This window comes from Pseudomonas sp. NY15354 (assembly GCF_048068075.1).
Taxonomy (GTDB): Bacteria; Pseudomonadota; Gammaproteobacteria; order Pseudomonadales; family Pseudomonadaceae; genus Aquipseudomonas; species Aquipseudomonas guariconensis_C.
Window position 1 is genome coordinate 1 of the sequence record NZ_JBLUPV010000010.1, and the last position, 14,708, is coordinate 14,708.

General features: G+C 63.2%; 13 protein-coding genes. 5 read left to right on the forward strand and 8 right to left on the reverse strand.

Annotated features, from left to right (window positions below; genetic code table 11):
* Positions 1 to 361: 361 nt before the first annotated feature.
* On the forward strand, positions 362 to 721 hold the full coding sequence (locus ACNFCH_RS12170; RefSeq protein WP_337158352.1) for a hypothetical protein: 360 nt from the start codon (positions 362 to 364) through the stop codon (positions 719 to 721).
* 262 nt (positions 722 to 983) lie between these two features.
* On the opposite strand, the gene ACNFCH_RS12175 is transcribed toward ACNFCH_RS12170, so the two are convergent.
* Positions 984 to 1,436, reverse strand: a complete 453-nt coding sequence (locus ACNFCH_RS12175) for a PACE efflux transporter (protein ID WP_337158351.1) — start codon at positions 1,434 to 1,436, stop codon at positions 984 to 986.
* 112 nt (positions 1,437 to 1,548) lie between these two features.
* On the opposite strand from ACNFCH_RS12175, the gene ACNFCH_RS12180 reads away from it, so the two are divergent.
* Positions 1,549 to 2,442 (forward strand): LysR substrate-binding domain-containing protein, encoded by an 894-nt coding sequence (locus ACNFCH_RS12180; protein WP_416742869.1) that lies wholly within the window; start codon positions 1,549 to 1,551, stop codon positions 2,440 to 2,442.
* Between the two features lie 50 nt (positions 2,443 to 2,492).
* On the opposite strand, the gene ACNFCH_RS12185 is transcribed toward ACNFCH_RS12180, so the two are convergent.
* The 5 genes from ACNFCH_RS12185 to ACNFCH_RS12205 form a co-directional block, all read right to left on the reverse strand.
* A complete protein-coding gene (locus tag ACNFCH_RS12185) occupies positions 2,493 to 2,783 on the reverse strand; it encodes a hypothetical protein (protein WP_416742870.1) in 291 nt (96 codons plus the stop codon).
* Between the two features lie 181 nt (positions 2,784 to 2,964).
* Entirely contained in the window at positions 2,965 to 3,702 is a 738-nt protein-coding gene (locus ACNFCH_RS12190) for a DNA-binding domain-containing protein (RefSeq protein WP_416742871.1), read from the reverse strand.
* Positions 3,695 to 4,540, reverse strand: coding sequence for a DUF692 domain-containing protein (locus tag ACNFCH_RS12195; RefSeq protein WP_337158347.1), 846 nt, complete (start codon positions 4,538 to 4,540; stop codon positions 3,695 to 3,697). The genes ACNFCH_RS12190 and ACNFCH_RS12195 overlap by 8 nt, the downstream gene beginning before the upstream one ends.
* A 65-nt stretch (positions 4,541 to 4,605) precedes the next feature.
* Positions 4,606 to 5,196, reverse strand: coding sequence for a hypothetical protein (locus ACNFCH_RS12200; protein ID WP_337158346.1), 591 nt, complete (start codon positions 5,194 to 5,196; stop codon positions 4,606 to 4,608).
* Positions 5,197 to 5,414: 218 nt separating this feature from the next.
* Positions 5,415 to 8,264, reverse strand: coding sequence for an HD domain-containing phosphohydrolase (locus ACNFCH_RS12205; RefSeq protein WP_416742872.1), 2,850 nt, complete (start codon positions 8,262 to 8,264; stop codon positions 5,415 to 5,417).
* 336 nt (positions 8,265 to 8,600) lie between these two features.
* Between ACNFCH_RS12205 and ACNFCH_RS12210 the strand changes: the two genes are divergently transcribed.
* Genes ACNFCH_RS12210 through ACNFCH_RS12220 form a run of 3 tightly spaced genes read left to right on the forward strand, consistent with a single transcriptional unit; the run spans position 8,601 to position 12,532 of the window.
* A complete protein-coding gene (locus ACNFCH_RS12210) occupies positions 8,601 to 9,098 on the forward strand; it encodes an RNA polymerase sigma factor (RefSeq protein WP_337158344.1) in 498 nt (165 codons plus the stop codon).
* Positions 9,099 to 9,103: 5 nt separating this feature from the next.
* A complete protein-coding gene (locus tag ACNFCH_RS12215) occupies positions 9,104 to 10,096 on the forward strand; it encodes a FecR family protein (protein WP_416742924.1) in 993 nt (330 codons plus the stop codon).
* 36 nt (positions 10,097 to 10,132) lie between these two features.
* Positions 10,133 to 12,532, forward strand: a complete 2,400-nt coding sequence (locus ACNFCH_RS12220; RefSeq protein WP_416742873.1) for a TonB-dependent siderophore receptor — start codon at positions 10,133 to 10,135, stop codon at positions 12,530 to 12,532.
* A gap of 53 nt (positions 12,533 to 12,585) precedes the next feature.
* Here ACNFCH_RS12220 and ACNFCH_RS12225 read toward each other — a convergent pair whose 3' ends face one another.
* A complete protein-coding gene (locus tag ACNFCH_RS12225; protein WP_416742925.1) occupies positions 12,586 to 13,524 on the reverse strand; it encodes a Dyp-type peroxidase in 939 nt (312 codons plus the stop codon).
* A gap of 206 nt (positions 13,525 to 13,730) precedes the next feature.
* Positions 13,731 to 14,696, reverse strand: coding sequence for a cytochrome d ubiquinol oxidase subunit II (gene cydB / locus ACNFCH_RS12230; RefSeq protein WP_416742874.1), 966 nt, complete (start codon positions 14,694 to 14,696; stop codon positions 13,731 to 13,733).
* Positions 14,697 to 14,708: the final 12 nt, after the last annotated feature.

Below are 14,708 nucleotides of genomic sequence, written 5' to 3' on the forward strand. Positions count from 1 at the left end.
TCTATAACCCTAAACGCCGACACAGCAGTGCTATGCAGCTGTCTCCAGTAGAGTATGAGAAACGCTATTTCCTGAGCTTGGAGAGTGTCTAGAAAACCAGGGGCGATTCAGAGACTTTCTTGTTCCCTGAAAAAGCTCTCATCCAGCAAGGAACGACCGCCGAGCCTGTGTGAACGCCCTGTCTCCCATACCAACTCACACTTTGCATGAAGCCTTCGATTTTCGACCTTGAACAACCCGCCCCAAGCCTGACCCATATGGAGGAACGCACCGTTGCCCCACTGATCTGGAACATCATCCACGAACACCTTGCTGCCGTATTGAAGGACCTTGGCCCAACTCGGTTGACGGTGCCTGTTGAATGGAAGAAATAGAAATAATAGTCGCCCCAGGCGGCACGTTCGCGGTCAGGGTCTCCGCCTGGGAAGCGCGCAATACCCAATGGGTGTATGTGCCCTCGCTGCTTGAGGTGCGCACTCGGGCGGTAATTTTCGCGTTCGCCGACACTCGTTGGTCCATGGATCAAGTCGCCTGGCGCAGCGAAGCAGTGGTTCACCTCGTGCTTCGGAAATTTCCGGGCGATCACCGCCCTGCGACGCTGGAGCTGGTGGTGAACTGCGCCAACCAAACTGCGGTCGTGGGGTCAGGCAGCGAATGCCCGCTTGCCGAGATCGAGCAAGCACTGGAGGCCGCGTTCGAGAAAAAGCCAAGTGTGTCTTAAGGACAAATTGGCCAGTTGGGGTCGATGTGAGGGAGGTTTGTCGACACCTCGAACCGCCGCAAACAAGCAGCGCGGTGGATGGCACGGGCTTCGCCCGTGTTCGTGGGTGAACCCACAGGGATCGGGACAGCCCTGAAAGTTGAGTAAGACAGCTGCTCACGTTGACCGCTTCGGATTGATAGCCGCCAATCGCCCACGAGCGCTGCCACTCTTGCTAGATGACCGAATTGTCATCCGTCGCACTGACCACCTCAGACGGCTGTCAGGATCCGGAGCACGCATCGACCGGCGCTTCAGCTTGCGCTGACAGGGGCAGATCGAACACGCGATCGAAGACCCACTGGAACACCAAGGCGTAAAAGAAGAAGAACACGAACAATCCCAGGTCGGTCACCAACGCGGCCCACCATGAGATCTGCAGCCACCAGGCCACCAAGGGGACCAACAGCAGCACCAGCCCGCCCTCGAACCCTATGGAGTGAAGCAGGCGCCTGCCGACAGTACGCGGACGGCTCGCCTGACGGCGCTCCCAAAACTCGAACAGGTAGTTGTACACCACGTTCCAGAGCAAGGCACTGGCAGACAGCATCAACGACAGCGCGCCGGCATGCGCCAAACCGTTCCCGTAAACAAAGGCGATGGCGGGTGAGAGAACGGCGACGGCGATGGCCTCATAAAGCACGGCCTGAACGACTTTTCGAAGGGGGCCTTGCATGACAATGCACCTATGATTGAGCGAGTGCCAGTCACGTTAGCGCTCCATGGGAGCCAAGAAAAATGAGATAAATTGACCCGGCCCTAATCCAATTCATCCAGGGAGGTGATGGGTGTTCTCTACCCTTGCGCTCAACGCGCTGCGCAGCTTCGAGGCGGCGGCGCGCCTAGGCAGCTTCAAGACCGCGGCCGAGGAACTCTCGGTCACACCCGCGGCCATTTCCCACCAGGTCAAGGCGCTGGAGGCCAGACTTGGCACGATGTTGTTCGAGCGCTCCGGGCAAGGCGTGGCGCTGACCGAACAGGGCGAACAGCTTTATCGCCAGATCCACCGAGCGTTCCTGGATATCAGCCGCAGCCTGGAACAGTTCCTGCCGAAAACCTCTGCGCAGACCCTGACCCTCACCACGACGCCCGGCCTGGCGGCGACCTGGCTGATTCCCAGGCTGGGCGCTTTCTATCGTGCGTTTCCTCAGCTCAACCTACGGATCGACACCCGTAACGAGCTGGTGGACCTGTTGCGTGACTCCAGCATCGACCTGGCCATCCGAGCGGTCAGCCGTCCGGATGCAAAGCTGTTCAGCCGGACACTGATGAACGAACGCTTCTCGGTCTATGCCGCCCCGCACGTGCTGGCCAGCCTGAATGTGGATGAGCTTCAACTGATCGCCCTGCATTGGCAGATACCGCAAGGCGACACCATCAACTGGCAACGCTGGTGCGCCGCAGCAGGCTGTCCGGACTGGCTGACACGTGCGCGCATGCGCGAGTTCGATGACGAACACTATGCGTTGGGTGCCGCTATCGCGGGACATGGATTGGTGCTTGCGAGCAACGTGCTGGTGGCCGACAGCCTCAAGCGGGGCGAATTGATGGTCTTCAGGCCCGACGTCAGCCTGCCAGGGCCGCGCTACATGGCGGTATGCGTGCCGGGTCGTGAACGACAGGCCGAAATGAAAGCCTTGCTGGCGTGGTTGGAGCAAGCCGCGACAGATACGGTGGCGTGAACCCATTGCGCCGGGGTGGTTTTATCCGCCCCGGCGCAGGTGAAGGCTAATCAGCGGTCTTTGTCCCACTTTTCAGTGTCGCCTTGCGCTTGCTGCCCACCCATGCGGTCTTTCTGAGCAGGGTTCTGTTTGTCGGTCATGTTCTGTCCCGACTGCCCACCTTGGCTTCCCGTATCGCTGGAGCGATCCCAGTCCTTGTTCATTTTGTCCTCAGGCTTGCGGCCAGACTCCTGCCCCCCTTTTTGTTGATTGGGCATTCCCCCTGCCCCCTGGCCACCTTGTTGACCGGCTTCGGTTGTTTTGCCGCCTTGGTCGCCACGGTTGTCTTGATTGTTAGCCATGATCGCTTACCTCAAGTCGAACACAGGAAGATCTGTGTTCAGTTATGAGTAAGCGGCATCGTCCCGGGATGCATTTTTTGCGGCAATTTCGGACCAAACGCCTTAACAGCCACAGGGCCAGCATTTATGGCTCAAAACGCCACGACCCTCTGCCCCCATAGCTTAACGGTCAATGCCAGGCCTAACCGCGAACGGTACCGAGCACCACACCTTGGGCTTTGAGGCCATGCAGCAAGGCAATGCCTTGGCGTTCGAGAGCCCCCCGCTCGACGCCTGCCCTCTGCGCCAGCGCATCGAGGTGTTCACGACCGGTGAGCAACTGCTGCTGCAGCGACACCAACAGGGCGTGGGCCAAGGGCGCCAATCGCGCGAAGTGGATTTTCTGGTCCGCGCCGCGGCGGGCCAGCAGCAGCGTGGGCTCCACAGGAGCCTCCAGCGGCAGCTGATCCGGCCCGATATGGCTGACCGGCCAGGCGTAGGCCAAAGGCATGGCAAGGCTCGACAGCAGCGGCACGCCATCGAGCAGGTCGCCCTCGGGGTCATGGGCCGGGTCGGCATTGTCGCTGAGCAGCAACACGGTCTCGATCCATTCATAGTGGGCAAGCTCAGCCACCCAGCCTGGCAGGTCGCTGCGGGTTTCCAGGTAGCTGACCCACTCGCCGGCCACTTCGGTGAACAACGGTGTCTTGCAGCGGTGGCAGGCGTAGAACTCCGTGGTCAGTGACTGCCACTGGGTCTGGGCCAAGGTGGCGCTCAGTACGGGGAAACTGCCGGCCAGCAGCGACTGCATGTTGCCCAGAAACAACTGTCGGTAAACCGCCAGACGTCGCGCCTCGATGCCGGGCGGCGCCGGGTTGCTGTGTGGGTCGCGAATGAAGCGGCTCAGGCACAGCTGCTGCTCACGCAAGGCTTCAGCCATGACGCACCTGCGGCGCTTGCGCGCGGGCCTGCAACGCCCGAATGTAGCCCACCTCGCCGAGCAGCTCGTCAAGGGGCGGGAAATTGAAATCGCGCTCCAGCAAAGTCGGCACCGCCCCGAAATACTGGTAGGTACTGCGCAACAGCTGCCAGACGTCTTGCTGCACCGCAGCACCGTGGGTATCGATCTTCAGGTCAGGCGCTTCATCGTAGTGGCCGGCCACATGCAGGCAAGCCACCCGTTCGGCCGGTACGCGGGCAAGGAACGCGTCAGCGTCGTAGCCGTGGTTGCAGGCATTGACGACCAGGTTGTTGACGTCCAGCAACAGATCGCAGTCGGCCTCGTCCAAGACCGCGCACAAGAAATCGATCTCGCTCATCGCCTGGTACGGCGCCGCGTAGTAGGAAATGTTCTCCACGGCGATGCGTCGGCCAAGCACGTCCTGGACCTCACGGATCCGCCTGGCGGTATGGCGCACCGCTTCGGTGGTGAACGGCATAGGCATCAGGTCATACAAGTGGCCGTCATCGCTGCAGTAGCTCAAATGCTCGCTGAACAGCGGGACATCGTACCGGTCGAGAAACGCGCGGATGCGCCGCAGGAACACATGATCCAGCGGTTCGGGGCCGCCAAGGGACAGCGAAAGGCCGTGACATGACAGCGGGAACCGCTCGGCCAGGCGCGCCAGGCTCTCACCGTAGGCGCCACCGACGCCAATCCAGTTGTCCGGCGCACACTCGAGAAAGTCCACCGCATCGGTATCCATGCTCAGCAGTTCAGGCAATAGCGACCGACGCAGACCCAGCCCGGCACCGTGCAAGGCAAACGAAGTACTCATGGGTGATCTCCTGTGAGTCCTGTTCCCTCCCCCGGCCAAAGACCCGGGGAGGCGATCAGCGAAGGTCAGTTGCTGGCCTGGCTCAACTTGCTGTACAGATCGGCGGGGAATGGCTTGCCGTTGGCGTCGAACTGGTTTTTGCGGAATTGGTACACCTCGCCTTCGGAAAGGAAGCCGTCGTGGTTGGCGTCGATGGCGTCGAACTCGGCATTGGCCTTGGGTGCGACCGCCAGCAGTTCAGCGCGCGAGACACGGCCATCATGGTCAGCGTCGGTACGGGCGAAGGACGCATCGCCACACTTGCCCTCCCCGCACTTGCCTTCGGCCTGGGCTGCCTTGGCCTTGGCACCCTCGGCACCGCATTTGCCCTCGCCGCACTTGCCTTCGGCATGGGTCGCCTTGGCCTTGGCACCCTCGGCACCACACTTGCCCTCGCCGCACTTGCCTTCAGCCTGGGTCGCTTTGGCCTTGGCACCACTGGCGCCGCATTTGCCTTCGCCACATTTGCCCTCGCCGGCCTTTTGCGCGGAAGCAAGCTGGTAACCCTGGGGCAAAGCGTCCACGGCAAAGGCAGCGGACGTCATGTTGATGCCACCCACCAGGGCAATGCTGAGCAGGCCAAGGCGGGTCTTGCTGGGGAACTGGGAACGGGTCATGGAGATTCTCCGAAATGTCTATGCGATTGGGCCGCTAGGGCGAATGAGCCGGGGAACGGTGGCCTAGGGCCTTTTCGTTCAGGCAGGTTCATTTGGCCTGAGGCTTGTATCGCGCACGTATCCGGAGGCCGTGGCATTTGTAAGCGAAGCCGTGCAAACGGGCGTTGTGATACACAGGGATACATTCAACCCTGGGACAGCCGACCGCTTCGGCGCAGCTAAAGCTGCCCCACCCAGTACGCAACATCCACCTCGTCGATCTGCTCGGGCCGCAAGAACCGCTGTGCATAGTCGCGATACACCCCACTGCTTAGGAACAACCGCAGCAGTTGCCCATCAAGGTGGTTGTCGCGGGCCATCATGACCAGGATCTTCACCGACTCGGACAGGGTCTTGGCCGGTTTGTACGGTCGGTCGGCAGCGGTCAAGGCCTCGAAGACATCGGCAATGGCCATGACCCGCTCAGGAATGCCCAGGTCATCCTTGCCCTGCCGACGCGGATAACCCGCACCGTCCATCCGCTCGTGATGGCTGCCGGCGATGGCCGACACACGCTTGAGGTGACGCGGAAACGGCAGTGAGTCGAGCATGATGATGGTCTGCACGATGTGCTCGTTGATCTTGAAGCGCTCCTCCTCATTGAGCGTGCCGCGCCGGATCGACAAGTTGTACAACTCGCCTTCGTTGCTGGCATGGGCCGGCAGGCGCATGTCGAAGCCCCAGATGTTGCGCGGATCATCCTTGGCCACAGGCGGCTTGCGCGCGCCCCAAGGCACCCGATGGTCATCGCGGTCGGCCAGCAGTGTTTCAACGGCGGGCAGCGGCACTGGAGGAACACCCGCCAGCCGCTCCTCCTCATCGCGCGAGAGCCCCAGGCGGTTGTCGAAGTGCCGTTGCCAACGGCGCTGGCCGATACCCTGCAGCCGCTCGATGTCCTGCTCCTGCATGAACTCGCCACCGATGTTGGCCTTGGCAACGAAGGCGAACGCCTCCTGCAGCTCGGCCTGCGCGCGCTCGCGCGTGCGCTGCAGCGCCGACGGGTCCGCGCCGCTGGCAAGGCCCTGCCAGTAGTCGAGCTCGGCATCGCGCCAGAGCACTTCGAAGCGCATACGTATTTCATGGATGCGGTTGTAGAGGGTTTCCAGCTTGGTCGCCTTGTCCACCACATATTCGGGGCTGGTGACCTTGCCACAGTCGTGCAGCCAGGCAGCGACATGAAACTCATAGCGCTCGGCATCGCTCATGGTGAAATCGGCATAGGGGCCACTGTCGGCCTGCACGGCTTTGTCCAGCAGCATCTGGGCCAGCTGCGGCACCCGCTCGCAATGGCCGCCCGTATAAGGGCTCTTGGCGTCGATGGCATCGGCCAGCAGCTTGATCATCGCATCGAGCAGGCGTTGCTGGGCTTCGACCAGTTGGCGCGTCTCGATGGCCACCGCCGCGGCGCCGGAAAGCTCCTCGACGAAGCGCCGGAACGGCTGACCCACCCCTTCGCCCGCCTGCTCAGCCTCCAATTGCAGCACCAGGATGCCAAGCAGCGCCTGGCTGCGGTCATTGAGCACCACCGCCAGGCTGCGCCCGCGCAGTTCAAGAGCGTGGGTGACGACTGCCGCCAAGTCCTGGTGATCGTCCGAGTGAATCTCGAGCTGTGCCGGGTACCCGTCGCGCCCGCAGCAGGTGGCCAGGCGCAATTGTGCGTGGTCTACGTCGAACAGGTACACCGCGCCAGCATGCACCCCTGCGGCATTGACCAAATGGGTCAACACACCCTCGAGCATCCGCTCAAGCTGGCTCTCGCGGCTGAGCGTGAGGGTGATCGCCTGGAAGCTGCGGATCGTCCCGGACATGCGACTGAGCACCTGGCTGAGCTCACTTACCTCCGACACCCGCGACCTGACTCCCACCTCGCGGCTGAAATCAAAACCTGCCAAGCCTCGCACCTGATCGGCCAGCAGGCGCAACGGGCGGCCGATACGCTGACCGAGCAAGCCGCCAAGCACCAGCAGCACGGCCATCAGCGCCGCGGTCCAGAGCAACTGCTCGAACAGTACCTGACGCGCCCCGGCCAACAGTTCATGGCCAGGGACAGCGATCAGCACCTGCAAGTCCTGCCCGGCCAAGGTGGTGAGCGGAACACGCATGCCGTACCAGGCCTCCCCGCCCACCTGGTAACGCTTGGGGCGGGGCCCCTGGGGCAGGTCGGCGTAGAGCTGCGCAAGGCTGGGAATGCCAAGCTCGGTGATGCGCGACAGGCGTACCGTCTCGCCCTCATGCACGATGACCCGCTTGAGGTCTGGATAGGCCACCACGTTGCCTTGATCATCGATCACCGCAAGCTCGGTGCCAGGCGTCATGCGCAGGTCTCGGCTTTCACTGGCCAGATCGTCGACCGAGACATCCATGCCGATCACCGACCCACCCTGGATACTGCGCTGGGCCATGGTCATGCCGACCTCGCGCGTGGTGAAGAACACATACGGGCGAGTCAGCACAGTGGTGCCCTGCCCCGAGGCTTCGACGAACCAGGGGCGCCCGCGCGGATCGAAGCGGTAATCCGGCTTGATCTGGGTCTGGAGCAGGTTGAGTTGGCGGTCATAGAAGCGCCATTGGCCCGACATCGCCCCGCCCGCCTGCTGGCTGACGCTCTGCACCAGGAAGGCCGTGCCAAGTGGCGCCGCAAAACGCTCGAGCAACTGTGGATCCCGAAGCCTGCGCACGAGCAGGAACTCGCCGTTGGCGTAACCAACGTAGGCTGCACTGAGCATCTTATTGGCGTTCAGGCTCTCGACCAGTTGCGGCAGCCGCTCCAGGCGTTGGGCCAGATCGCCGGCGAGCGGATCGGAGGCCAACAACCGGAGACTGCTCTGCACCGGATCAACCAAGCGGCGGGCGCGCTCATCGATCGTCTTGCCCACCTGCAGGGCGGTATCCCCCGCGGCAGCCACCAGGGTCTGTCGGACTGCGCTGTAGCCCTGCCAGGCCAGGCCTGTGCCCAGCACCAACATGCCCAGCATGATCGCCAGCGCCACCAGCAGTTGCAAAGAGATGCCACGTCCGGGGCTGTTCATCGCCGCACGCTCCCTGAGCATCTGGCCGCACAGACCCCGAACACAAGGCTCGCCGACAGGCGAACGACAACGATCAGCACACAGCCCATCCCAGGTACTCCATGTGTGGCGCTTCCAACAGTGTAATCAGCCAACGCAATCGTGCTGGATAGATGTGAACACTTGCCTGAAGGCCCGACGGTCGCGAGCTCAACCACACAAACATAAATAGTAATACTTCTTATTTACATGCCTATGACAAGTATTTAAGCTTGCCGACGCGGCCAACCCCGTCGCCTCACCGAGCAGCCACATCGTGCCGATTGCCTTCCACACCCCAACATCAGGAGCCCGTCGTTGAACTGGCAAGGTATCGACCTGCGCTGGGCCTACAACGACCTGTTGCTCAGCCTCAGTCGCCAGACCCGTTGCGTACAACGCGCCTACGATGTGCTGCACGACGCGCTGCTGCGCTTCGCATTGGCTCAGCACGCCCAGCCGTTGGCCCAGCCCAACGCTTATCTGCGCCAGGTCGCACAGTCGGTGCTGATCGACCATTTCCGCCGCAATGCCCGGTTACAGCCTTTGCCCGAACACCATGAGGAAACGGACGACGAGCACTGTGCGCCCTCCGCCGAACACCTGCTCGACATCCAGCAGCGGCTCATCGCCCTGCAACGCATCCTCGACTGCCTACCACCGCGCTGCCGCGAGGTATTCTGGCTGGCGCGCATCGAAGGCTATGCGCAGAAGGACATCGCCCAGCAGTTGGGCGTTAGCCTGAACATGGTCGAGCGCCACATGGCCCGCGCCCTGGTTACCCTGCGCAACGCCCGCGAGCTGCTGCGCCCGTGAGCGGCGTGCGAGAACAGGCTGCGCTGTGGTTCGCGCGCATGCACGACGCCGAACCCGATCACCCTGACCGCGAGCCGTTCGAACGGTGGCTGGCCGCCGACCCGTCCCACCAGGCCGAATACCAGGCGTTCGCCGAGCTGTGGGGCGACTTTGCCTCCACCCGCCGCACCGAAGCCCTGGCCCAGGCCATGGAACAGCAGCATCGGCGTCCACGGCGCCGCGTGCTGCAGGGCGGTGTGCTGGCCGTGCTGCTGGCGTTGGGCAGCGCATTCGGCTGGCATGCCCATCGCTATGGCCCACAGGAGCTCGACCTGCACACCGGCATCGGCGAACGCCAGTTGCAGCAGCTTCGCGACGGCACCGAACTCACCCTCGATGCCGACACCCACCTGCACCTGCGCTACGACAGCGCCCAACGTCAGGTCGAGCTGCTCCACGGCGAGGCGATCTTTTCCGTCGCACGCCAGCCGCAACGGCCCTTCATCATCGACAGCGGCCTGGCACGGGTACGCGTCTTGGGCACGCGCTTCGTGGTCAATCGGCTGCCGGACCGACTGCGCGTCAGCGTGGATCATGGCCGCGTGCAGGTGGACAGCCTCGTCCACCCCAGCGATCACCTGGTGCTCGAAGCCGGCCAGGTCGCCGAAGTGGGCCTCGATGGGCGCCTGCAGCGCCTGGAGCGCAGTGCCAGCGATGCCTTCGCCTTCCAGTCCGGCAGCCTGGTGTTCGACCAGGCCGATCTGGCGGAGGTCGCTGCGAGCCTGTCGCGCTATCGGCAAGCCCCCGTGCGGGCGGGCCGCGGCAACGGCCCGCGTGTCAGCGCGGTGGTTCAGTTGGCCGACATCGAAGGGTTCCTGCAATCGCTGCCTCAGGTGGTACCGGTGCGCCTGCACGATGAGGCTGGCATCACCGTCCTACAGCCGTACAACTCGGCGCCAGCTCTCATTGAAAATAATTCGCAATCCCAACATCAGGGTAAATCGACCTTCACGCGTTAGTACTGCAGCAACCAAACACCAGAAGGAAACCCTTGCATGTCGATGCAACCGACCCTGCGCGCCTTGTCGGCCGCAGTGGCCCTGACGCTGGCCTCCCAGGCCTTTGCCGCGCCTATCGATCTTCACCTGCCGGCCCAGCCCCTGGGCACCTCGCTGCGCCAGCTCGGCGAAGCCGCCGGCCTGACCATCGCCGTCGACAGCAGCCTTGTCCAGGGCCGCCAGGCGCCTGCGGTGAGCGGCCAGCTGGAGCTCCATGACGCACTGGCGCGGCTGCTGGCCGGCAGCGGTCTGAGCTACCAGCAAAGCGGCAACACCCTGATCATCAGCCAACCGAGCACCGACGCCCTGGAGCTCAGCGCCACCAGCATCAACAGCTACGCCCTGGGCGCCACCACCGAAGGTACCGGCTCCTACACCAGCGGTTCGACCGCCACCGCGACCAAGCTGCCGCTGACGATCCGCGAGACGCCACAGGCGGTCAGCGTGATGACCCAGCAGCGCATGGAAGACCAGAACCTCACCCAGTTGCTGGACGTGATCAAGCAAGCCCCGGGCCTGAGCGTCAACCAAGGCGGCAACGCCGGCTCCGACTCCAGCCAGATCTACTCGCGCGGTTTCGCTGTCGAGAACTATCAAGTCGATGGCCTGCAACGCCTGGACAGCAACTACAAGTCCGTGGCCCAGAGCAACGACATGGCGCTGTATGACCGCGTCGAAATCATCCGCGGCGCCACCGGTCTCACCAACGGCGTGGGCACCCCGGGCGCGACCGTGAACCTGATCCGCAAGCGCCCGACCGCCGACTTCCAGAGCAGTGTGTCGGCCACCACAGGCTCGTGGAACTATCGGCGCACCGAGGTCGATGCCAGCGGCCCGCTGAACGACAGCGGCACCTTGCGTGGCCGGGTGGTCGGCGCCTATCAGGACAACGAGTCGTACATCGACCGCTTCAATGAACGCAAGAAGGTGTTCTACGGCATCATCGAGGCAGATCTTTCGCCCGACACGCTGCTGACCTTCGGCATGGACTCCCAATCCCACGACGCCGACGACCATGCCCGCAGCGGCCTGCCCCTGTTCAACAGCGACGGCTCGCGCGCCAAATGGTCCCGTTCGGATTCGGCCGCTGCCAGCTGGGCCTATTCCAACCGACACTTCACCACCGGCTTCGCCACCCTCGAACACAACCTGACCGAGCGCTGGAAAGCCAAGCTAACGCTCAACCGCGACCGTTACGAGTATGACGAGGTCCTGGGCTATGCCGCCGGCGGCAACCCGGATCCGGCCACCGGAGCCGGGGTCAGCCTGTGGGCCGGGCGCTGGGAGGCCAAGCCTGTGCAAACGAGTGTGGATGTGAACATCGCCGGCAGCTTCGACCTGTGGGGCCTGGAGCACGACGCGGTGCTCGGCTACACCCGCCAGCGCACCCAATACCGCACCAACGGTTACCCGCTGTGGTGGTTCGACGGCTGGAGCAACGCCATCCCCAACATCTACACCTGGAATGGAGACACCCCCGGCAAGCCACCGCTGCCGGCAACCAGCCGCATCGACTACCAGGAAGACCAGAGCGCGACCTATGGCAGCACCCGCCTGCGCCTGACCGAAGACCTGTCGCTGATCCTCGGCGCCCGTGTCAACGACTGGAAGAACACCGTCAAGACCGACTACTACGACGACACGCCAGACACCGACGTTCGCCGCCAGGAGACCGGTGTGGTCACACCGTTTGCCGGCGTGGTCTACGACCTGGACCAGCACTGGTCGGTGTATGCCAGCTACACCAGTATCTTCAAGCCGCAGAGCAACAAGGACATCAGCGGCAAGTACATCGACCCGCTCGAAGGCGATGGCTACGAAGTGGGCACCAAGGCGGCGTTCTTCGAGGATCGCCTGAACTTCGGCCTGGCGCTGTACGAGATCAAACAGGACAACCTGGCCGTGCTCATCCAGCCCAACGTGCCGGTCCCAGGCGGTGGCTTTGCCTACAAGGCCGAATCGGGTACCAAGACCCGCGGTTTCGAAGTGGAACTCTCCGGCGAACTGGCGCCGGACTGGCAAGCCAGTGCCAGCTTCAGCCGCAACATCGTGCAGGATGCCGAGGGCAGCAAGCTCAACACCAATGTGCCGCAGAACACCTTCAAGGTGTTCACCACCTATACCCTGCGCGGCATCGGCAACGGCCTGACCGTGGGCGGTGGCGCGAACTGGCAGAGCGAGATCTACAGCGAAAACCAGGGCCCGAACAAAGTGCGCTTCACCCAGGGCGACTATGCCGTGGTCGACCTGATGGCCCGCTACCCGATCACCCGCCAGCTGAGCGCCACGGTCAACGTCAACAACCTGTTCGACAAGGAGTACTACACCAACACCGCCGGCAGCAGCTACTACGGCACGCCGCGTAATGCCACCGTTGGCTTGAAGTACGACTTCTAAGCAGCCCCGGATACGACAGCGCCCACGTCTTCACGTGGGCGCTGTCGTTTCGGTTAGTCCTCGCAGGCGGCCAGGAAAGTCGCCGACGGCACGTAGAACAACCCGCCCGTCACCGCCCGGCTGTAGTCGAGCAGCCGGTCGTAGTTACCGGGCGGCTTGCCGATGAACATGTTCTCGAGCATTTCCTCGATCGGTGCCGGCGAGCGGGCATACCCGATGAAATAGGTGCCGAACTCCCCTGCCCCGGGACGCCCAAAGGGCATGTTGTCGCGCAGGATCTTCACCTCTTGGCCATTCTTTTCCAGGGTGGTCAGCGAGCTGTGCGAACAACTGGGCTTTACCGACTCGTCCAGTTCGATGTCCGACAGCTTGGTGCGCCCGATGATGTTTTCCTGCTCCGAGGTGGACAGCCCGTTCCAGCCCGTCATGTCGTGCAGGTACTTCTGCACCAGTACGTAGCTTCCCCCCGCGAACGACGGGTCCTCGTCGCCGACGAGGGTGAACTTGCCGACCTCGCGGCCTGTGGGGTTCTCGGTACCATCGACGAAACCGATGATGCTGCGCATGTCGAAGTAACGGAAGCCCTGGACCTCGTCGACCACCGTCACAGCAGCTTCCAGGCGTTTCATGACCTGCGCGGCCAATTCAAAGCACAGGTCCATCTGTTCGGCGCGGATGTGCAGCAGGATGTCTCCTGGGGTGGCCACCGCCAGACGATCGCCACTGCCGATCTCCCGGAAAGGATGCAGCGATGCCGGACGCGGCGCTCCGAACAGCGTCTCCCACACACCGGCGCCAAAGCCCACCACGCAGGAAAGATTGCCCGACGGCACGCGCTTGCCGACTGACCGGACCAGCCCGGCGAGGTCGCCACAGAGCGCACGGACGCTATCGCGGCTGCCCTGCGCAGGCTTCAGCGTGGCCACGATGAAAATGGCGCTGCGGGTAATCGGGGTATCGACAGCCTGGGGCTCGATCTCGGAAATGTTCATGTTCACGGGCTTCGCCTTATAGACAGTCAGCAATTACGAGCCCGCGCCAGCACGCCAGCGGGGCTCGGTTAAAGGGTATAGCACACTGCAAACCCGCGAGCGGGCCGCAGGCGTTGACGCCCAGCCCACACCGGACGTCATCCAGGCAGAGCGCCTCAGTGGTAGGCGTCCCCCGCTTTGACCTTGCCGCGGAACACGTGGTAACTTCAGAAGGTGTAGGCCAGGATTATCGGGATGATGAACAGCGCACCGATCAGGGCGAACAGCTGGCTCGTCAGCGGCGCAGCGGCCTGCCACAGGTCGATCGAGGGCGGCACGATGTTCGGCCAGATGCTGATCGCAAGGCTTAGGTAGCCGAGGAACACCAGCACGACCACCCCCATGAATGGCAAGTGCGAATGGCGCTTGCGCAGGGTCTTCTGGATCACCACCACCGCCAGCACGGCCAACCCGGCAATCAGCGCGGAGCGGATCCAGTGGCTGCCGGCGAACCAACGCTGGGCGATGTCGGCGTGCAGCCAGGCCGTCCAGGCACAGATCACCGCGATCACCACCGCCAACAGGTACAGCAGCGGACGGCTGTAGTGACGCATGCGCGCCTCCAGCATGCCGTCGGTCTTGATCAGCAGCCAGGTGCTGCCCAGCAGCGCATAGGCCAGGATCAACCCCACGCCACAGAACAGCGGAAACGGCGCCAGCCAATCCAGCGCGCCGCCGGCGAACTGGCGATTCTCCACAGGGATGCCCGAGATGTAGGTGCCAATGGCCACACCCTGGAAGAACGTGGCCAGCACCGAGCCGCCGATGAACGCCTTGTCCCAGAGATGGCGCTTGCGCGGGTGGGCCTTGAAGCGGAACTCGAACGCGACGCCACGAAAGATCAGCCCGGCCAACACCAACACCAGCGGCAGGTACAGCGCCTCGAGAATCACCGAATAGGCCAGCGGGAACGCGCCATACAGCGCCGCCGCGCCCAATACCGCCCAGGTCTCGTTGCCATCCCAGACCGGCGCGACGGTGTTCATCATCACATCGCGTTCGCGGGAGTCGCTGATCAGGGGAAACAGGATCCCCAAGCCTAAGTCGAAGCCATCCATGATCACGTACATCATCAGGCCAAAGGCGATGATCACGCCCCAGATGATCGACAAGTCGATACCTTGAATTGCCATGCTTCAGTCCCC